Origin of the sequence: Acetobacter fabarum, assembly GCF_011516925.1 — a bacterium.
In the GTDB taxonomy this organism is placed as follows: domain Bacteria; phylum Pseudomonadota; class Alphaproteobacteria; order Acetobacterales; family Acetobacteraceae; genus Acetobacter; species Acetobacter fabarum.
In genome coordinates this window covers 1-21,056 of record NZ_WOTG01000007.1, presented here as the reverse complement: position 1 = coordinate 21,056, position 21,056 = coordinate 1, and the positions used below count along the sequence as shown (strand labels likewise).

Annotated in this window: 15 protein-coding genes and 1 pseudogene; 11 read left to right on the top strand and 5 right to left on the bottom strand. The window is 59.9% G+C overall.

What is annotated here, in order from left to right; genetic code table 11:
- Positions 1-29: 29 nt before the first annotated feature.
- From GOB83_RS09410 to GOB83_RS09400, 3 genes are all read right to left on the bottom strand, one after another.
- Entirely contained in the window at positions 30-2,291 is a 2,262-nt protein-coding gene (locus tag GOB83_RS09410; protein WP_165925928.1) for an ATP-binding protein, read from the bottom strand.
- Between the two features lie 92 nt (positions 2,292-2,383).
- Positions 2,384-3,655 (bottom strand): multidrug effflux MFS transporter, encoded by a 1,272-nt coding sequence (locus GOB83_RS09405; protein ID WP_165925882.1) that lies wholly within the window; start codon positions 3,653-3,655, stop codon positions 2,384-2,386.
- A 135-nt stretch (positions 3,656-3,790) separates the two neighbouring features.
- Positions 3,791-4,471: a TVP38/TMEM64 family protein gene (locus GOB83_RS09400; RefSeq protein ID WP_242005809.1), complete on the bottom strand. Its 681-nt coding sequence runs from the start codon at positions 4,469-4,471 to the stop codon at positions 3,791-3,793.
- Between the two features lie 118 nt (positions 4,472-4,589).
- Between GOB83_RS09400 and GOB83_RS09395 the strand changes: the two genes are divergently transcribed.
- From GOB83_RS09395 to GOB83_RS09345, 11 genes are all read left to right on the top strand, one after another.
- Positions 4,590-5,642, top strand: coding sequence for a COX15/CtaA family protein (locus GOB83_RS09395; protein ID WP_194301368.1), 1,053 nt, complete (start codon positions 4,590-4,592; stop codon positions 5,640-5,642).
- An 11-nt stretch (positions 5,643-5,653) separates the two neighbouring features.
- Positions 5,654-5,824, top strand: coding sequence for a hypothetical protein (locus tag GOB83_RS09390; protein ID WP_158093057.1), 171 nt, complete (start codon positions 5,654-5,656; stop codon positions 5,822-5,824).
- Between the two features lie 134 nt (positions 5,825-5,958).
- Positions 5,959-7,548 (top strand): 2-isopropylmalate synthase, encoded by a 1,590-nt coding sequence (locus GOB83_RS09385; RefSeq protein WP_165925880.1) that lies wholly within the window; start codon positions 5,959-5,961, stop codon positions 7,546-7,548.
- Positions 7,549-7,763: 215 nt separating this feature from the next.
- On the top strand, positions 7,764-8,810 hold the full coding sequence (locus tag GOB83_RS09380; protein WP_095350065.1) for a rod shape-determining protein: 1,047 nt from the start codon (positions 7,764-7,766) through the stop codon (positions 8,808-8,810).
- 88 nt (positions 8,811-8,898) lie between these two features.
- On the top strand, positions 8,899-9,813 hold the full coding sequence (gene mreC / locus GOB83_RS09375; protein ID WP_086646970.1) for a rod shape-determining protein MreC: 915 nt from the start codon (positions 8,899-8,901) through the stop codon (positions 9,811-9,813).
- Between the two features lie 4 nt (positions 9,814-9,817).
- The gene (locus tag GOB83_RS09370) at positions 9,818-10,381 is read left to right on the top strand and encodes a rod shape-determining protein MreD (RefSeq protein WP_086646971.1); all 564 of its coding nucleotides are present in this window, start codon (positions 9,818-9,820) and stop codon (positions 10,379-10,381) included.
- A gap of 19 nt (positions 10,382-10,400) precedes the next feature.
- Entirely contained in the window at positions 10,401-12,323 is a 1,923-nt protein-coding gene (mrdA, locus tag GOB83_RS09365) for a penicillin-binding protein 2 (RefSeq protein WP_086646977.1), read from the top strand.
- Positions 12,324-12,327: 4 nt separating this feature from the next.
- Positions 12,328-13,482 (top strand): rod shape-determining protein RodA, encoded by a 1,155-nt coding sequence (gene rodA, locus GOB83_RS09360; protein ID WP_086646976.1) that lies wholly within the window; start codon positions 12,328-12,330, stop codon positions 13,480-13,482.
- A gap of 252 nt (positions 13,483-13,734) precedes the next feature.
- Complete coding sequence (locus GOB83_RS09355) at positions 13,735-14,925, top strand: efflux RND transporter periplasmic adaptor subunit (protein ID WP_233129175.1); 1,191 nt, start codon at positions 13,735-13,737, stop codon at positions 14,923-14,925.
- 4 nt (positions 14,926-14,929) lie between these two features.
- Entirely contained in the window at positions 14,930-18,085 is a 3,156-nt protein-coding gene (locus GOB83_RS09350) for an efflux RND transporter permease subunit (protein ID WP_165925879.1), read from the top strand.
- A gap of 54 nt (positions 18,086-18,139) precedes the next feature.
- Positions 18,140-19,630 carry an efflux transporter outer membrane subunit gene (locus tag GOB83_RS09345; RefSeq protein WP_242005814.1) on the top strand — a complete coding sequence of 497 codons (1,491 nt, stop codon included), beginning with the start codon at positions 18,140-18,142 and terminating at the stop codon, positions 19,628-19,630.
- A gap of 74 nt (positions 19,631-19,704) precedes the next feature.
- On the opposite strand, the gene GOB83_RS09340 is transcribed toward GOB83_RS09345, so the two are convergent.
- Entirely contained in the window at positions 19,705-20,934 is a 1,230-nt protein-coding gene (locus tag GOB83_RS09340) for a tetratricopeptide repeat protein (RefSeq protein ID WP_165925877.1), read from the bottom strand.
- A 16-nt stretch (positions 20,935-20,950) separates the two neighbouring features.
- A pseudogene (locus GOB83_RS09335) lies at positions 20,951-21,056 on the bottom strand (biopolymer transporter ExbD); the annotation flags it as partial.

Here is a 21,056-nt window from a genome sequence, read left to right as displayed (position 1 = left end):
GAGCGTTCCGCAAGGAAATATCCGGCTGGTCAGACCCCCGCGCGCGCACCCAGTGCCGCGGTTACAGCTTCCATCAGCCCATCGCGGCGGAAAGGTTTGGCCAGTAGGCGCACATTGGGCACGCTCCCCTCCGGCGGGGGGGAATCGGCTGTCAGGTCGCCCGACATATACACCACGGCCAGAGCAGGGTAGCGCTCCACCAGCACGCGCGAGAGGGTAACCCCGTCAAGCGGGCCGGGGAGCTGAATATCGGTCACCAGCAGGTCAAGCGTACCTTCCACCCCGGCGGCTGTATCAAACGCCTGTTCGCCGTCCCCCGCCTCCAGCACCTTGTGGCCTGCCATGCTCAGAATGGTCACGACAATATCGCGTATGGCAGCATCATCCTCCACCACAAGCACCTGCAGGCTGCGTGCCTGCGCCTGCGGGGTCGGGCTGGCGGGTCTGGCCAAAGCGGGCACGGCCTCGGCTGACGTGGCCTCCGCCCCGGCACTGGCCGTTATGGCGCGTGGCAGCCACAACGAAACCTCGGTCCCGCTGCCACGCCCCGTTGCCACAACAACCCGGCCATTCACCTGCTGGGAAAAAGCCAGAACCATGGCCATGCCAAGGCCGGTACCCGCTCCCTCGCGCTTGGTGGTAAAGAACGGTTCGAACAGGCGGTCCATGACCTCCCGCGTCATGCCAAAACCGCTATCCACCACATCCAGCCGGACCCAGTCCCCCGCAGGCAGGGGGGAGGCATCGGAAACAACACGGATACTGCGCCCTTCCTCCACCGGCAGGCCCATCAGGTCAGCATTGACCGAGAACGTGACATTCCGCGCCGTAATGCGCAGCCGCCCGCCAGAAGGCATGGCATCCCGCGCATTGATGGCCAGATTAAGCACGGCACTTTCCAGCTGGGCGGGGTCTGCGCGGACAGGCCACACATCGGCCACAACACCGCACTCCACCACAATGCGCGGGCCGATGACACGCCCAAGCAACCCACCCAGAAAGGAGAACAGGTCCGATAGCCGCAACGAATCCGGTGCCCCACGCTGCCTGCGCATGAAGGAGAGGAGCTGCCCGGTCAGCGCTTCGGAACGATGCCCGGCATGTGTGGCCGCGGACAGGTATTCCTGCCGCTGCTCCACCTGATCCGGCTGATCATATTCCGCCGCGAGCTCCAGATTACCCAGAATAACTGTGAGCAGGTTTTTAAAGTCGTGGGCAATGCCTGCGGTCAACTGGCCAAGGGCACGCAGCTTCTGTGCCTCGCCCAGAGCGCGCTCACTGCGCAGGCGCATGGTAATATCTGCCGCAGTCAGCACAAACCCGCGCCGTTCGGCTGCACCATCGGGGGCAAAGAACAGCGTGCGGCACAGTTCCAGATCCGCACCATTGCCGCCCTTGCATTCCACCACAACCGGCGGTGCCAGCTCCCCTTTGGACAGGCTGCTCTCAATATGTTCAAACGGTTCCAGCAGGGGCACGCCATCCACGACCAGCATGCCGCTCAGGGCATTGTAGGACAGGCCCGTGCGCAAAAAATCCTTGCCCAGACCAAGCACCGTGGCCAGTTGCTCGTTCCAGTGCCATAGCCGCCCATCCGCACCAAACACCGCAACGCCAAGGCTCAGACTGTCCAGCGTGGCGCGCAGCCGCAACGCCAGATCACGCGAGGATGCCTCGGCCCGTGCGGCAGCAAGAGAGGAGCGGTCCAGCACCCAGCCTGCCGAGATCATGCTCAGCACACCAGTCAGAATACCCAGAACAGCCAGCCTGCGCTGCCAGCTTGTATTGCGCAGCATATTGGCAACCCGGTCCGCCTGATCAAGCGTACTGGCGCGGCTGAGCACGGACAGGTTCTGGTCCAGTGTGGCCAGCAGGGCAGCCCCGCCCTGCGGCATGGCCTCGGCCGATCGGGGCCATGCGCTAATGGTCTGGAGCTGTTTTTCCACCACCCCCAGCACTTCCTTGCGCCCGCTTCCTTCACGCAGCTGCACGGAGCGGAAGCCGTCAAACCCTGCTCGGGCATCGGAAAGCTGGGTAATGGCCTGTAGGTAACATTCGCCATCAGCCGGGTTATGTTCGGCCTCAAAGGCATAATGGCAGATACGGGCATTGCTGGTGGCGTGGTGCACACCGCGCAAATAACTACCTGCGGCCGTGCTCTGGCGGTCCAGGTTGCCATGGCGGGCCATGTCGTTCCCGAGTTCTATGCCAATGCCACCAAAGGTCACAATCAGCACACCAGCCCCGATAAGAGCCAGAATATGAGCCCGTCTTGCTGGATGCCGTAGCATGTCAGGCATGCCCCCCATTATTTGTGTCCTGCCATCCCCGTGGGCATGACAGCTTGATCTTAACCGGGCAAGGCATGGCTGCCCATGCAGGATCAGGCAACATCATGCAAAGCGGGGCGGAATGTATGCATACACAGCATCATAAGCGCACCAAAGCCCATACAGCCAGCCATTGGTAACGAAGATGTGGCGGCAAACTGACCCACCAGCACCCCGGCCAGTGCGCCAAGCACGTACTGCAACGTGCCTGCAAGGGCGGATGCCGCCCCCGCCTGAGCCGGATGGTCGGCCAGAGCCATCATCATCGCATTGGGGAAAATAATACCCGTTGGTGCAAGGGCTATGACCATGGTCCCAATAACCAGCCACACCTCATACGGCCGGTACGCCACAGGCGCGTACCAACAACCCCACACGCTAACGCCCACCATCAGCACCGTGCCCAGAACCGACAGGGCCACAGCACCATGCAAAAGACGGGCCGGGTCCACCCGCCCGACCAGCAGGCCATTCACCTGTGATGCCCCGATCATGAACACGGACATGACCCCGAACAGCATGGAAAAATGCAATGGCGAAAAGTGGAAAAGCTGCACAAAAACAAACGGCGCTGCGGTCAGGTAACTGAAGGTCATAAATGTCGAAAACGCCGTGATCAGGGCGTAAATGCTGTAGCCCCTGTCCCCCAGCAGGCCCACGTAGCGGGTCAGCAGGGTCATGGGGGAAAGGCTCTGGCGCTTCTGGTAAGGCAGTGTTTCAGGCAGGACCCACAGCACAAGCCCCACACAGACCAGCCCGTACACCGCCGAAGCCCAGAAAATAATCCGCCACGACACAAACTCCACCACCAGACCACCCAGCATGGGCGCCAGAATAGGCACCACCCCCATGACCATGATCAGGCGGGACATCATGCGTGCCCCTGCCGCCCGGTCGGACACCACATCACGCACACACGCGGTGGGCACAACCAGACTGGCCGATGCACCAATAGACGCCACAAACCGGGCAGCGGAAAACAGCGTAATATCCGGTGCAAAAGCACAAACGGCAGACGCCGCCGCATACAGCACGTTCCCCACCAGCAGGGGCATGCGCCGGCCATACCGGTCTGCCAGCGGCCCCACACTCAACTGCCCTATGGCAAGCCCCACAAACCAGATGGCCAGCGTAAACTGCACATTGCCCGCACTGGTATGAAAACTCTGCTCTATGGCCGGGAAGGCGGGCAGATAAATATCGGTAGAAATAGGCCCAACAGCAGTCAGGAACCCAAGCAGGAGGGACAGCCAGCCCGGCACGCCCTGTGCAAAAGCCGGCCCCGGCGTACCCTGCGCCGTAGGGGATGAGGAAGAAGACGTCATACCCGACCCTCCGGGTGTGCCGAATGAGATAAGTGCCGCAAAAAATTCATCCCATAATGGAAAAACTATTGAGGAACAGGGCCGTGTTCACAACAGGCAGATACTGGTGGCCTGCCTGCACACAACGCTCCGGGCCTAGCCCTGCGCACTGGCCCGGGCAATACGGGCGTGCCGCCACAGCCACCAGCCCAGCACGGCAGAAAAGGCAAACAGACCGGCCCCCGCGCCATACTGCCAGGCCGCCCCCACCTGCACACCAGCCCCAAGCAGCACCGCAACGGCGTTCTGGGGCAGCGCACCCAGCAGGGTTGCCGCAAAGAATGGCCATACAGCCATACCGGACACACCTCCGAGCAGGTTGAGCAGCAGGGCTGACCCAACAGGCAGCAGGCGCAATGTCAGAATACTCAGGAAGGGCTTATGGGTTAAAAACGCGTCCAGCTTTTCAAACCGTGGTCCAAGGCGAGCCTGCGCCCATGAACGACCACCCCAGCGGGCCCATAAAAAACCGGCCACACACCCTAATGTAGAAGCTATGGTGATCATGGCAAGCCCTTCGGCCACACCGTAGGTCAGCCCTGCGGCAAAGCCGGCAACCTGCCGGGGCAGCCCAAAAGCACACCAGACCGTTGCCCCCGCCACAAACACCAGCCGGCCGCCCACGCCCGCGCGCAGCATATCCGTACTGCCCAGCACCTGCTCCAGGGCAGGCACATGCCGCAACCCGATTGCCCCCACCACCAGAATAAGCAGCATTAGCAAAGGTTTGAACACGACCCTGGCGGGCTGCTCCGGTGCAGGAGTGGCTGGTTCCATCCCTTGGGCGCTAGCATCTTCTTGCCGCGGCCCGCAAGCTGGCTGTAAACCCTAGCCATAAAGTTTAACCCAAGCGCAAAAGAGTGCCATGCCCACCACGCCCCAGCGCCAGCAAGACATGACGCCTGCCCACCGCCGCCTGATTTCGGGCTGGCTGTTCCTTCTGTGTTTCATGTTGCTGGGCATGATCGCCATTGGCGGCGTGACCCGCCTGACCGGCTCTGGCCTGTCCATTATGGACTGGCAGCCCGTGAGCGGCATGATCCCGCCCCTGTCCCACGCGGAGTGGGAGCGGCTGTTTGCGCTGTACCAGACCATTCCCCAGTACCACCTCCAGCATGAAGGGTTCGGGCTGGAAGGATTCCAGAAAATATTCTGGGCCGAATGGATTCACCGCTTCTGGGGCCGCCTTATGGGGCTGGTGCTGCTGGCACCACTGGTCTGGTTTGTTATCCGGGGCATGATCACCCGCCGCCTTGCCGTGCGCCTGTTCGTGTTTTTCATTCTCGGAGCGCTTCAGGGCGCCATTGGCTGGTTTATGGTGGCCTCGGGCTTCCGGGCCAACAGCACGGCGGTTGAGCCGGTACGACTCGTGCTGCATCTGAGTGCCGCTCTGCTGCTGTATGGGGCCATTCTGTGGACTGCGTTTTCCATCCGCTGGCCCCAGCCTGAACCCACGCCCTTTACGCCCGGTGTCAAACTCACCCGGCGTCTGGCGTGCCTGAGCATCGGACTGCTGTGCATCACCATTATTGCGGGCGGCTTTACGGCGGGCACCCATGCGGGCTTTTTATTCAACACCTTCCCGCTCATGGACGGGCACCTTGTTCCGGCTGACTACGCCCAGCTTTCCCCCCTGTGGATGAACTGGATCGTCAACAAGGCCGCCATCCAGTTTGACCACCGCCTGCTGGCCACCCTGACCGCGCTGAGCATTGGCGCAGTGCTGCTGGCCGGGCTGCGGCGGGGAGCAGGGCTTGGCCCACAGGCGCAAAACGGCATTATTCTGCTCGGCTGGGCCGTGCTGGTGCAGTATGCGCTGGGGGTTACCACCCTGCTGCTGGTTGTGCCGGTATGGGCCGGGGCCGTACACCAGACCTTTGCCGCCGTGCTGCTGGGGGTCATGCTGTATGTGCTGCACACCCTGCGCCGTGGCAGGCCGCAGGGCTGAAGCAGAGCCCAATGATTTCCCACGCCGGTCATTTTCCTGTTGCGCTGACAAAACAGGACGGTATTCTACCGGGCATGATCTCCGACCGGTTCATGTCCGATTCCCTCAAGACCCGCGTAACAGCGGCTCAGGGCGGCGTGGCTTTTCGTCTGGACCTTCTCCTTCGACTTATCAGCCCCTGAGCGATCCGGGTGGCCATGTGCTGCCGCGCCCAGGGGATTTTGCAAGTGAGAGCGCCTGTGTGCAGCACAGGCAAACATAAGGCGTGACAAGCCTTTGGCAGCGCCAGACCAAAGTCAATTCAGGAACATTTTTCATGTCTGCTGATCAGTCCAGCTTCAATCACCCATCCTTTGGCCGCATGACGGCTGAGCGTGTCATTATTTTTGACACCACCTTGCGTGACGGCGAACAGTCCCCCGGTTTTTCCATGAACCTGGCCGAAAAGCTGCGCATGGCCGAAGCTCTGGCAACATTGGGTGTGGATGTGATCGAGGCGGGTTTTCCCGTTGCCTCCAAGGGTGACTTTGAATCCGTGAACGAAATTGCCCGCCACACCAAGGGGGCCGTTATCTGCGCGCTCGCACGCAGTGGGGGAGCAAAGGATATTGCCGCCGCGGGCGAGGCACTGGCACCGGCAGAGCGCAAGCGTATCCACAACTTTATTTCCACCTCCCCGCTGCACATGAAGTACAAACTGCGCATGGAGCCGGAAACCGTTCTGGACCTGATTACCACCGGCAACACCGCCGCACGCAACCTGACAGATGACGTGGAATGGTCCGCCGAGGATGGTTCCCGCACCGACCCGGATTTTCTGTGCCGCTGCGTGGAAGCCGCGATCAAGGCCGGGGCTACCACCATCAACGTGCCCGATACGGTCGGATACGCGACCCCCGAAGACATGGAAAAAATCTTTTCCATGCTGCGCGAACGTGTGCCGGGTGCGGATCAGGTCATTTTTTCTGCCCATAACCATAACGACCTGGGCTTGGGCGTTGCCAATACACTGGCCTCCCTGCGCGGTGGCGCACGGCAGGTGGAATGCACCATTAACGGCATTGGGGAACGCGCAGGGAACGCCGCACTGGAAGAAATTGTGATGGCACTGCGCACACGCCACGACCAGTACCCCTACACCACCAACATCCAGACCACCGACCTGCTCAAGGTCTCCCGCATGCTGGCCACCATTACCAGCTTTGACGTGCAGCCCAACAAGGCCATTGTGGGCCGCAACGCCTTTGCACATGAAAGTGGCATTCATCAGGACGGGGTGCTGAAAAACGCCGCGACCTATGAAATCATGACCCCCGAAAGCGTGGGCTGGAGCCGCTCTTCTCTGGTTATGGGCAAGCATTCAGGCCGTGCCGCCTTCCGCGACAAGCTCAAGGCGCTGGGCTATGCGGACATGGATGACACCCGCCTGAACGAAGCGTTCTCCCGCTTCAAGGATCTGGCTGACCGCAAGAAGGTCGTTTACGACGATGACATTGTCGCACTGGTTGATGATGAAGCCCGTGACCACGACCATATCCGCTTTGCAGCCCTGAGCCTGACATCCACCTCGGGCAAACCTTCCGAAGTGGACCTGACCATTCAGGTCGATGGCAAGGACGTGCAGACCAATGCCAGCGGCAACGGGCCGGTGGACGCCGCCTTTAACGCGCTGCGTCTGGCCTTCCCGCATGAGGCCCGTCTGGCGCTGTTCAGCGTTGGTGCGGTAACGGAAGGCACGGATGCACAGGCCCGCACCACAGTCCGGCTGGAAGAAGACGGCAAGCTGGTTGATGGCCAGGGTGCGGATGCAGATACCGTTGTGTCCGCCGTGCGCGCTTACGTGCATGCCCTGAACAAGCTGCTGGTCAAACGTGCGCGCACCGCGCCCGAAGCCCTGACCGCCTGAGCAGCGCCCATTGGGGGCCCGCGCCCCCATATAACGAGGCAGATACCCCGCCGCATAAGAAAATTATGCGGAAGTTTATGAACTGAGGGCTTGTCTGCCTCGCTATGCCCCGTTAATCCGTGCAAATATATTGACCAAAGCGACCGTTGGGGTCCCTTTTGTTTGCCTGCCCCTTCCGCACAGTCGCGTAGTGCCGCCTCAACCAGGAGTCCTGGATGTTCTCTCGTCTGCTCGGTCTTATGTCTGCGGACATGGCCATTGATCTCGGTACTGCCAATACCCTTGTGTATGTCAAAGGGCGTGGCATTGTACTGAACGAACCCTCGGTCGTGGCGATTGCAGACATACGTGGCAAAAAGCAGCTTCTGGCTGTGGGGGAAGAAGCCAAGCAGATGGTCGGGCGCACGCCGGGCAACATTGCCGCCATCCGCCCCATGCGCGACGGGGTGATTGCCGACTTTGATGTTGCGGAAGAAATGATCAAACATTTCATTCGCAAGGTGCATAACCGCCGGGCCTTTGCCAGCCCGCAGATTATTGTGTGCGTGCCCTCCGGCTCCACAGCCGTTGAGCGCCGCGCCATTCAGGAAAGTGCCGAAAGCGCCGGTGCACGCCGGGTCTTCCTGATTGAAGAACCCATGGCCGCCGCCATTGGTGCGGGCCTGCCCGTAACCGAGCCTTCTGGCAGCATGATTGTGGATATTGGCGGTGGCACTACGGAAGTGGCCGTTATATCCCTTGGCGGCATTGTCTATGCCCGCTCGGTCCGCGTTGGCGGGGATAAAATGGATGAAGCCATTATCTCCTACATCCGCCGGGCCTATAACCTGCTGATCGGTGAAAGCTCGGCAGAGCGGATTAAAATCAACCTTGGTGCGGCTCTCCCCCCCGATGACCCGGAAGACAGCGGCCCCTGGCTGGACGTAAAGGGCCGGGACCTGATCAACGGTGTCCCGCGCGAGGTTCAGGTCTCTCAGGCCCAGATTGCCGAAAGCCTGATGGAGCCGATCAGCCAGATTGTGGATGCGGTCAAAACCGCGCTGGAAAACACCCCGCCCGAACTGGCGGCAGATATTGTGGACAAGGGCATTGTCCTGACCGGTGGCGGCGCATTGCTGTACCGCATGGCCGATGTGCTGCGTCTGGCAACCGGGCTGCCGGTCACCGTGGCAGAAGACGCCCTTTCCTGCGTGGCGCTGGGTACGGGCCGTGCACTGGAAGAAATGAAGCGTCTGCGCAATGTGCTGACCACCATGTACTAACGTCCCGGTTCAGCCACCCCGGCCACTTTGCGGTGCGTGGCTGAATCTGGTTCTTTATGCCGTCAGATATAAGGGCATCCGGTTTTCCATGGTCCCGGTTTCCATTCAGGTAAGGCAGGCATTGAGCAAACTGGTTCTGCCAGTTCTGCTGCTCATGTCTGTCGGGATCATTATTGCCGGGCAGGCCGACCGCCCTTTGGCAGACAAGGCACGCATGCGTGTGGCCGACGTGCTGGCCCCCCTGTGGAGCCTGCTCTCACGCACCCAGACCGACAGCGAACGCTTTGTGCACGGGATACAGGAAGCCCGTAATCTGGCGGAAGAAAACCACCGCCTGAGCGCTGAAAACGCCAACCTGCGGCGCTGGTACGAAGTTGCCGTCTCCCTCGCACGGGAGAATGATACCCTCAAAACCGAACTGCACTGGGTGCCCGAACCCACACCCGCATTTGTAACCGGCCGGGTAGTGGCCGACAGCGGGGGGATTTACGCCCGCGCCGTACTGCTGGTGGCAGGAACAACCAGTGGCGTACAGGTTGGCAACATAGCACTGGCCTCCAGCGGACTGGCCGGGCGGGTTACGGAAGTTGGCGCGCATGCCGCACGCATCCTGCTGATTACCGACATTGCCAGCCGCCTGCCAGTGGAGCTGGAATCCAGCCATGCCGCGGCCATTATGGTGGGAGACAACTCCCCCCTGCCCCGCCTGCTCTATTATTCGCAGGATACCCGCCCCATAGAGGGTGAGCGGGTTGTGACCTCCGATCAGGCTGGGGCTTTTCCCTCTGGCATTCCCATTGGCAGCGTGCATTACCTGCACCCCGGCCAGCCCGTGGTGCAGCCTTTTGCCCGGCTGGACAGGCTGACCATGCTGCGCGTGTTTGACTTCGGGCAATCCGAGATAGAACCGCCCGAAGCCCCCGGCCATGTGCCGCTAACCCGCCCGCACCGTGCCCTTACGCTGCCATTTAAAACCCTGCTTGGTCCGGGGCAGGAGGGATAACGGCATGTCTGACCCCCACCAGCCCCGCTGGGAACATGATACCGAAACCCAGCTGACATCCCGTCAGCGACTCGACCGTACGGCGCGGCATCTTCTGCCGTCCGTTTTTACGGCGCTGGTCATTATTTTTTTCTCGGCCCCCCTGACTGTTCCCGGAGCGGCGGAGTTGCTCCCGGCCATTGTTATCAACACGATTTTTTTCTGGTCCGTGTGGCGGCCCTCCGGCATGCCCTCGCTGGCCGTGTTCCTGCTTGGGCTTTTTATGGACCTTGTGGGGTTTACACCGCTGGGGGTGAGCGCCTTTATTCTATTACTGGTGCATGGCATTGGCAGTTATGCCCGTTTTGGTCTCATGCGGATGAATTTTTTAGTGGTGTGGTGCCTGTTTGGACTGGTAGGAGCGGCTGCAGCGGCATTGCAGTGGGCGCTGGCCTGCCTGTTCCGGCTCCATCTGCTTGATCCCGCACCCGCCTTTTTTGAAGCCTTGCTCTGCATAGGGGTCTATCCGTTGCTTTCCGCCACTTTCTCGTGGTTCCTGCATATTCTGGACGAGAAGGACACGCCATGACCGCATGGGAGGTGCTCCCATGTGGCTAAAGCGGCGTAAACGCGAGAACCGCCGCTTGATGCCGATCCGGGATCAGAAGGACCCGGCACGCGGCGTATTTACCCGCCGCGCCCTGCTGTGCATGGCGGTGCAGGCCGGGGCCATGGGCGAGCTTGCGCGCCGCCTGTACCATATCCAGATCAATGATGGTGACCACTATGCCCGCATGGCGGCCAACAACCGCGTAAGCAAGCGCCTGCTGGCCCCACCGCGTGGGCGCATTGTGGACCGCTACGGCATTGCCCTTGCCAACAACAAGGAAAACTGGCGCGCACTCCTGATGCCGGAGGAAACAACCGATGTTGCCGGCACCATAGAGCGCTTTTCCACCCTGATCCCGCTTGATGAGCGTGACCGCAACCGCATTGCGCGCGAGATGCGCCACCAGCGCCGGTTTGTGCCTGTGATGCTGCGGGACTTCCTCTCCTGGGATGAAATGGCGCGGATCGAGCTCAACGCGCCCTCTCTGCCGGGTGTGCTGATAGATGTGGGCACACGCCGCGTGTACCCAGAAGGGGAGCTGCTGGCCCATATTATCGGCTATGTTGCTCCCCCTAACGAGAACGACGTGGCACATTCCACCCTGCTGGCCCTGCCAGGCATGCGGGTTGGCCGCGCGGGCATAGAACAGAATCAGGACGAGAAACTGCGCGGCACCGCAGGTTCGGTGGAAATGGAGGTTAACGCCGTTGGCCGCGTAATTTCCGAGCTGAACCGTGAAGAAGGCGTGCCGGGGGAAGAAATCTCCCTGACCATAGACCGCGGACTGCAACAAAGGGTGCTCAACCACATAGGGGACCAGACCGCCTCCGCCGTGGTGCTGGACTGCCATAATGGCGAGGTGCTGGCCATGGTCAGCACGCCCTCGTTCGATCCATCCCTATTTGATAGCGGTGTCAGCCACGCACAGTGGATTGAATGGACCAACAACCAGCACACCCCACTTATTAACAAGGCGGTGGCGGGCGTTTACCCACCGGGTTCCACCTTCAAACCCGCTGTGGCCATGGCTGCACTGGAGTCGGGGCTGATCTCCCCCACCGACCGGGTTTTCTGCCCCGGTCATCTGGATGTAGGGGGCACGCGCTTCCACTGCTGGTCACGCTGGGGGCATGGGTCGGTTGACCTGCATCTGGCGCTCAAATACTCCTGCGACGTCTATTTTTACGAAATTGCCCGCCGGATCGGCATGGACCGTATTGCCGAAACCGCACACCGCATGGGCCTTGGCGTACCGCTGGATATTGAACTCCCCCATACCCGCACGGGCCTCATCCCCACCCCCGCATGGCGTCAGGCCCACCACCACCACTGGAATGGGGGGGATACCATTGTCAGCGGGATCGGGCAGGGGTTCATACAGGTTACTCCCCTGCAACTGGCCACCTACACCGCCCGCATGGCCACCGGCCGGGCCGTGCAGCCCCACCTGATGCGCGCCATTAATGGCGAGATCAGCCCGATGGCCAGCCCCGAGCACTGGCCCAGCCTGAACATGCCCGAAAAATATCTGGAAGCCCTGCGGGCAGGCATGTTTGCCGTGGTGAACGAACCCCACGGCACGGCCCCCAAGGCCCAGCTTGACCTGCCGGGCATTACCATGGCGGGTAAAACGGGTTCGGCTCAGGTGCGCCACGTCTCCCGCGCATTGCGTGAGAGCGGGCACTTCAACTCCGCCAACCTGCCGTGGGAATACCGCCCCCACGCGCTGTTCATCTGCTTTGCCCCGTATGATGCACCCCGCTACGCCGTATCGGTCGTGATTGAGCACGGCAACGCAGGGGCAGACGCCGCCGCACCATTGGCGCGCAACATCATGCGCGACACACTCCTGCGCGACCCTTCCAACCACACCACACCCCCGCCAGAAAGCGTGGCCGCTGTGGATGACAGCTTTGAATAACCCCATCCGATTCCACAAGCGCCTGTTACGGGCCGAACCCAGCTTCCGCCTGATGGCCAAGCTGTGGCGGATAAGCTGGCTTTATGTTCTGCTGATCTGTGCACTGGCCGGTGTTGGCTACGTTACCCTCTACTCTGCCGCAGGCGGTGTGCCTTACCCGTTTGCAGCCCCGCAGGCCGCACGTTTTGCCGTGGGCCTTGTGCTGATGGTGACCATTGCCATGCTGCCCCCCCGCCTGCTTATGCGGGCATCATGGGGGATGTATGCGCTCTCGCTCGTGCTGCTGGCGGCGGTCCTGCACATGGGCCATGTTGGCAAAGGGGCCGAACGCTGGCTCATGATCGGGGGGCTTCAGGTTCAGCCGTCCGAATTTGCCAAGATCGCCCTTGTGGCGGTGCTGGCCACATGGTTTTCGCGCATGGATTATGCCCGCATGGGCAACCCGCTCTGGCTTATTCCGCCTGCCTTTATGGTGCTGGTGCCAGTTGGGCTGGTGCTCAAGGAACCCAATCTGGGCACGGCGGTCATTATCGGGGGTATTGGCGCATCCCTGTTTTTTACGGCTGGCATGCGGCTCTGGCAGATTATTCTGCTTGTTCTGCCACTGCCCTCCCTTGTGCAGTTTGCCTACGGGCACCTGCATGACTACCAGAAGGCGCGCATTACCACCTTCCTCCACCCCGAAAATGACCCGCTTGGAGCAGGCTACAACATTATCCAGTCCAAGATTGCCCTTGGGTCCGGGGGCATGTGGGGGCAGGGTTACCTGCACGGCTCGCAGGGGCAGCTGAACTTTCTGCCCGAAAAGCAGACAGACTTCATTTTCACCATGATTGCCGAAGAATGGGGCTTTATCGGTGCGGCCACCGTCATTGCCCTGCTGGTGCTGCTGATTATGGGCGGCATGATCATGGCCATACGCTGCCGCAACCGTTTTGGCCGGCTGATTGCGCTTGGCATCAGCATGAACTTTTTCTTTTACTGTCTGGTCAACCTCTCCATGGTCATGGGGGCAATTCCGGTTGGGGGGGTGCCTCTGCCGCTGGTTTCCTACGGTGGATCGGCCATGCTGAATGTTATGCTGGGGTTTGGGCTTCTGCTTTCAACATGGGTCCATCGGGACACACGGCTGGACGAAAGCAACGGCCGCACAGCCTGACACCCGCAATAAAGCTTGTGTTTTTGGTTTGATCTGCTCTTGACTTGGTAGGGTTGCACTTTTAGCTTGCACGTTAAAGGTAACACTTAGTACTGTTTTTTCACCTTCATTTATCCACTCTGTTTTCTCCACAAAGCGGCCTGCGGCTCAAGCTCCCATCAGGGCAGGAAATGGCTTATTTCCCGGCTCCTGCACTGCCTGACCAAGCCTGAAATGTGCGGAAAACCTTTCAACACACAGGGCCACACCAAAGTGACAACACACACTTTTTCTCTTCGTCCGGTCCTGCTCTGCACGGTTGCCCTGCTTGCGCTGGAAGGCTGTAAACGCCAGCAGAGCGCACCGCAGGTGCCACCGCAGGCGGTGGGCGTTGTAACCATGCAACCCCAGCCCGTAAGTGTGCATACCAGCCTGCCCGGCCGTACGGATGCGTTTGAAATTGCTCAGGTCCGCCCTCAGGTCACGGGCGTTGTGCTCAAACGCCTGTTTATTGAAGGCTCGGACGTTGTCGCTGGCCAGCAGCTCTACCAGATTGACCCCGCCCGCTACAAAGCCGTGTACGACACCGCCCGTGGCCAGCTGGCTCAGGCCATGGCGCTGGATGGCACAGCCAAGGCCAAGGTCCGCCGCTACAAGAAGCTGGTACGTGAGCACGCCGTAAGCCAGCAGGATTATGATGACGCCGTAGCCGCAGAAAAGCAGGCGCAGGGCCAGATACAGAGCGCTCAGGGGCAGGTGGAAAGTGCTCAGGTCAACCTTGGTTACACCAAGATGTATGCCCCGATCTCCGGGCGGATCGGCCGCACACTGATTACGGTGGGCGCGCTTGTTACTGCCGAGCAGACCTCCAACACAGCCATTATCACCCGGCTGGACCCCATTTATGTGGACGTTAACCTGCCCGCCATTACCCTTTTGCGCCTCAAGCGTGAACTGGCGGAAGGCCGTATCAAACGTCAGGCCAATGGCGAGGTCCCCGTGGTTCTGACACTCGAAGACGGCTCACCTTACGAGTTCAAGGGCCACATGGCGCTGGCCGAAGTGAACGTGGATACAACAACCTCCACCGTTATCGTGCGTGCGATCATGCCCAACCCGCAAAAGCTGCTGCTGCCGGGCATGTATGTCCACGCCCAGCTTGACGAGGGGATTGACCCCAACGCCCTGCTGGTCCCCCAGGAAGCCGTCAGCCGCAACACCCACGGCGACCCACAGGTATGGATTGTGCAGCCCGACAACACCGTGGCCCTGCGCCAGATCCAGATCGGCATGGCCATAGGCACCAACTGGCTGGTGACAGACGGGCTCAAGGCCGGTGAGCGCGTGGTGGTCAGCGGCACGCAAAAAATAACCCCCGGAGCCAAGGTCTCGGTGCAGGAAAGCAAGCCCAAGACCGACACCGCACCCGGTGCTGCGGCACAGCCTGCACAAAAAGGGCAGTAAATCCATGTCGCTTTCGCGGTTCTTTATCAACCGACCCATTTTTGCGTGGGTGATCAGCCTGATCATCATGCTGTTTGGCGGCTTGTCCATCCTGCGGCTGCCTGTTGCCCAGTACCCCAGCATTGCCCCGCCCCAGATCGCCATTACCGTAACCTACCCCGGCGCCTCCGCCGATACGGTGAACGATACGGTCGTGCGCCCCATACTCCAGCAGATGTTCGGGCTGGATCATCTGGAATACATCTCTGCCCAGTCCTACGCTTCGGGGCAGATGGAAATTGACCTCACCTTTGAGCAGGGCACCAACCCCGACATTGCTCAGGTGCAGGTGCAGAACAAGCTCCAGCTTGCCCAGCCCAAACTGCCACAGGAAGTGACCGCCCAGGGGCTGAGCATTACCAAGGCCGTCAAGAACTTCATGCTGGTGCTGGCCTTTATTTCCACCAACAATTCCATGACCGGCTCGGACATTGCCGATTATGTGGCCTCCAACATTTCTGACCCGCTCAGCCGCGTAACCGGCGTTGGTGACCACACACTCTTCGGGTCCGAATATGCCATGCGCATCTGGCTGGACCCCAACAAGCTGTTCAACTACGGCCTGACCGTGCGGGATGTTGAAACCGCTATCCAGACCCAGAACATTCAGGTTTCATCGGGTGAGCTCGGTGGCCTGCCTGCCCGCAAGGACATCCGTCTGGATGCCACGATCATTGGCCCGACCCGCCTGACATCGGCTGGCGAGTTTGAGAAAATCCTGCTCCGGGTCCAGCCCGATGGCTCGCAGGTCCGCATCAAGGATGTGGCGCGGGTGGAACTGGGTCCGCAGACCTACAACACATCCTCTTACTACAACAATCACCCGGCATCGGGCATGGCGCTCAAGCTCGCCCCCGGCGCCAACCAGATTTCGACCGAAGCGGCAGTCCGCGCCAAGATTGACGAACTGGAAAAGTTCTTCCCGCCGGGCCTGAAAACCGTTTACCCGCTGGATACGGAACCCTTCATCACCCTCTCCATCGAGGAAGTGATCATCACCCTGCTTGAAGCCATCGGACTGGTCTTTCTGGTCATGCTGGTGTTTTTGCAGAACTTCCGCGCAACGCTTATCCCCACTATTGCCGTGCCGGTTGTGCTGCTGGGCACTTTTGGCCTGCTCAACATCTTTGGTTTTTCCATCAACACGCTTACCATGCTGGCCATGGTGCTGGCCGTAGGCCTGCTGGTGGATGACGCCATTGTGGTGGTGGAAAACGTGGAACGCGTGATGTCGGAGAAAAAACTCTCCCCCATCGAAGCGGCCCGCGTTTCCATGGACGAAATTTCAGGCGCGCTGATCGGCATTGTGCTGGTGCTGACCGCCGTGTTCTTGCCCATGGCGGCCTTTTCCGGCTCGGTCGGGGTTATTTACCGGCAGTTTTCCATTACCATTGTCTCTGCCATGTGGTTGTCCGTGCTGGTGGCCATGGTGCTTACGCCTGCTTTGTGCGCCACCATGCTCAAACCCGGCACGCATGTTAAAACAACCGGCCCTGCCGGCTGGTTCAACCGCAACTTTGAGCGCCTGACCAATGGTTACCTCAAGGGGGTGCGCAAGCTTATTTCCTCCACTGCGCTGTCCATTACCTGCTTCCTGCTGATCAGCGCGCTGGCGGGCTATCTGTTTACCCGCCTGCCCAGCGGCTTTTTGCCGGACGAGGATCAGGGGCTTATTTTCGGGCAGGTTACTCTGCCCCCCAATACGCCCATGGAGCAGACCACACAGCTCAACCGCGAAATTACGGATTATATCCTGAAGTCGGAAAGCGGGCTTGTGGAATCCGTTTACGCCATCAGCGGGTTTAACTTTGCCGGGCAGGGCCAGAACTCGGGTGCATTCTTTATCCGCCTGACAGACTGGAAAAACCGCCCCCTTGCAAGCCAGACATCAGCCGCCATCGCAAAGCGGATCATGATGCATTACTGGTTTGACCCGCGCGCCCAGATCTTTGCCATCAACCCGCCTGCCGTGCTCGAACTGGGCAACGCCACGGGGTTTGACCTTGAACTGGAAGACCGTGGGCACCTTGGCCACCAAAAGCTGCTGGCGGCGCGTAACATGGTGCTCGGCCTTGCCAGCAAGGACCACCGCCTGCTTGCGGTGCGCCCCAACGGTATGGAAGACGCATCACAATATCATCTGGATATTGACCGCGAAAAGGCCAACGCGCTGGGCATTACGATTGATGACATCAACACAACAATCGAAGGGGCGCTGGGGTCGATCTACGTTAACCAGTTCACCCGCAATGACCGCGTAAAACAGGTTTATATTCAAGGCGACATGGATTCTCGCATGCTGCCGCAGGACCTGAACAAATGGTACATCCGCACCAACACCAACACGCTGGCTCCACTGGATACCTTTATTCGCGGATACTGGCTGACCGGCCCGCAAAAGGTTGAGGATTACAACGGCTTTAACGCCTTTGAAATTCTGGGCCAGCCCGCAGCCGGTTACAGTTCGGGTGATTCCCTTGATGCCATCAAGGATATTCTGAAAAAACTGCCGGAAGGCATAGGCTACGAATGGACCGGCCTCTCGTTTGAGGAAATTTCCTCCGGCTCCTCCACCGGACCGCTCTATGCACTCGCCAGTCTGGTTATTCTGTTGTGCCTTGCAGCACTTTACGAAAGCTGGGCCATTCCGTTTGCGGTCATGCTGGTTATTCCTCTGGGTATTCTTGGCTCCATTGCCGCCACCTTGTGGCGGGACATGAACAATGACGTGTATTTTCAGGTCGGGCTGCTGACCACCGTTGGGCTGGCTGTTAAAAACGCCATTCTTATTGTGGAGTTTGCCAAAGCAGCCTTTGAGCGTGGGGAATCTCTGGAGGACGCGGTTATTACCGCATCGCGCGAACGCCTGCGCCCCATTCTCATGACCTCAATCGCCTTTGTTGTGGGTGTGTTCCCGCTTGCCCTTGCTGCCGGGGCTGGCTCCGCATCCCGCGAGGCCATTGGTACCGCAGTGGTTGGGGGCATGGCCACTGCAACACTTCTGGCCGTTTACTTTGTGCCGGTCTTTTTTGTTCTGGTGTTGCGTGTGTTTAAGGTCAAACGCATCAGCGAACGTAAACAGGCCACCATCCCCGTCCAGACCGCAACAGGGAACGAATAAGATATGGCTCCTCAGTCCTTTTTCCGTCGCTCCCTGCGGCTCCGTGCGGTTGTCATGGCCGTTGCAACAACACAGGCACTCTCCGCGTGTACCATGATCCCCAAATACACGCGGCCCACGCCCCCGCTGGCCACAACATGGCCAGACTATGCCCAGACCGGGGATAAGCTGTTACCCAAAGTGGCAGCCGATATTGGCTGGCGCGAGTTTTTTGTAGACCCGCGCCTGCAAGCCCTGATCACCATTGCCCTGCGTGAAAACCGGGACCTGCGCACATCCGCCTCCAATATCGCCACGGCACAGGGCGAATATGACGTGCAGCATGCGGGCCTGTTCCCCACCATTTCCGCCACGGGCGGGCCTATGTATCAGGCACCATCCGATGCGGCAGGGCTGAGCTTTGCACCAGGGCTGGATACCGACAAAACAGGCGGCGGCATGGCCCGCAACCCGTTCCGCTACTATTCCGGCGGGATTGGTTTTTCCTCCTACGAGATTGACCTGTTCGGGCGTATCCGCTCCCTGACCAAAGAAGCCGCCGAACGTGCCCTGTCCCAGCAGGAAAACATGCGCGGCATGGTTATCAGCGTCGTCTCGCAGGTGGCCATGGCCTATATTACATGGCTGGGCGACCGGGACACGCAAGCTCTTGCTGCAAGCACGCTGGCCAGCCAGCAGAACAGCCTGAAGCTGACACAGGACAAATACGCCCACGGTGAAGAAAACCTGCTGACCGTGCGGCAGCTGGAAACACAGGTACAGCAAAGTGCGACCCTGCTCACCGATGCACGCCGCAAAGTGGAACAGGACGAAAACCTGATAACCCTGCTAATTGGCGCGCCCATCCCGCAAAACCTGCCAGCCCCCCTGCCTTTGGGCAAACAGTCCATTCTGGCCGACCTGCCCGCTGGCCTGCCATCGGACCTGCTGACCCGCAGACCCGATATTACAGCGGCAGAACATGACCTTCTAGCCTCTCAGGCCAGTATTGGGGCAGCACGCGCCGCGTTCTTCCCCCGTCTGACACTCACAGCAACGGATGGTGTTTCCAGCTTGCAGTTCCACAAGCTGTTTACGGCGGCAGCCACCACATGGGGCCTGAACCCCAGCCTCCAGATTCCACTTTGGACATGGGGCATGAACAGCGGCAACCTCAAGGTGGCCAAGGCAACCCGTAACGGCAAAATTGCCGCTTACGAAAAAACGGTGCAAAGCGCATTCCGCGAAGTCGCCGATGCCCTTGCCGCCCGCAAAGCCTATCTGGACGAAAAAAAGCAGATGGATAGTCTGGTTTCGGCCTCGGGCGATGCCTACCGTCTGGCAAAACTGCGTTATGAAACCGGGACAGATTCCTACCTGACCACACTGGATTCACAGCGCTACTACCTACAGGCCCAGCAGTCCCAGATTACGGTTGCTGTTGCAAAATACCAGAACCTTGTCACCATTTACCGCGCAATGGGTGGCGGCTGGCAGGCAACCTCCACTCCCCCCCGCACAGCACAACAGCCTGCTGCGCAGTCTGGCACCCCAAAAGCAGGGTAAGCCAGACCACACCCGATCCAATAAAAAAGGCCGCTCTTGAGCGGCCTTTTTTACAAACTCTACCTTGCCCGCATTTAGTGCTTGGCAGGTGCCTGCCCCAGCCGGAGCACCCAGAGCTGGGCAATGTCATAGGCACCATTATCCCCGGCAACGCTCTTGAGGGTCTGTATGGCTTCAGCCTTGTTGCCTGCCTGCATCTGGGCAAGGCCAAGGTGCAAGCAGGCAATATTGGGGTCTGTTACGCCTTTGGTTATGGCCTGCTGCATCAGTGCCAGCCCTTTGGCGGCCTGCCCGAACGTGACGTAATTATACCCCACATTCAGCAGTTCATTGCCCGATGTCTGGGCAAGGGCGGCTTTTTCATCCGCTTCGATGGATTCCTTTTTGGCAGCAACAGTTTTTTCCACCATTGCCTTCAGGCGTGCCTGCCGGGGCGCTTCTGCACCTTGGCCCAGCACACCCTGCTGGTATCCCTGATTCATCAGGTCCAGCGCAAGCTGGGGCATATGGCCCTGCATGGCAATTTCGGTCATTTCCATAAAATCACGTGCGGTGGAAATATCCCCTACCGCCAGACGAATACGGTACACATCCAACTGCAGGGAGGCCGGGATTTTTGTATTCACGACCAGTTCGTGCAGCAGCAGCGCCCAGTATTCCTTTTTGGGGTAATAGGTTGCCAGCAGAACATAGGCGTGTGTCGCTGTCGTGGAATCCTTAAGCGCCGTGGCACTTGCTGCAAGCATCTGCAACTGCGATTCCACGGGCTTCTGCCCGGCCTTGACCGTTCTGGACACAATTGGCGTTAGAACGCTGAGTGTATTGGCATAGTCTTTTTGCAGATAATAAGACTGTGCCAGCAATGTTTCCATTGCCGGGTTGGGCCCCGCTTCCTTGAGGTAACGCTGGATAGCCGCAGCAGCCCTAGGGTAGTCCTTGGCGTTATACGCCATGCTCCCTTCGGACATCAGCATCTGGTTTTTCAGGTTACGTGGTGTACGGGGGGAGGCGATCAGTTTTTCATACGCGGCGGTTGCCTGAGCCACATTACCCGCCTGCGAAGCCACAGCAGCCCGCATTTGCGCAATAGTGTAGTCCTCATATGCGCTTTTACCCGCGACCGCATCTGCCTCGTTCACAGCATCCATGGCCTTGGCGTAGTTATGCGCAGCAAGAGCGCTCTGGGCCTGCTGCAATGCCACGCCAACGGGCTGGCTTAGTGTATCCGCCGCCTGCACGGCCGGAATGGCAAAAGAGACAACAGCCGCGGAACACAACAGGCTCCGCACAAAACGCATGGTCATGATCTTCTTCACTCCCTTACTGATCGACGAACTGTTCCTGCCCGACGATGCCCATCTGGGTGACCCCGAGCCTCTGGGCGTCGGCCATGACATGGACGACAGTCTTGTAATCAGCCAGCCGG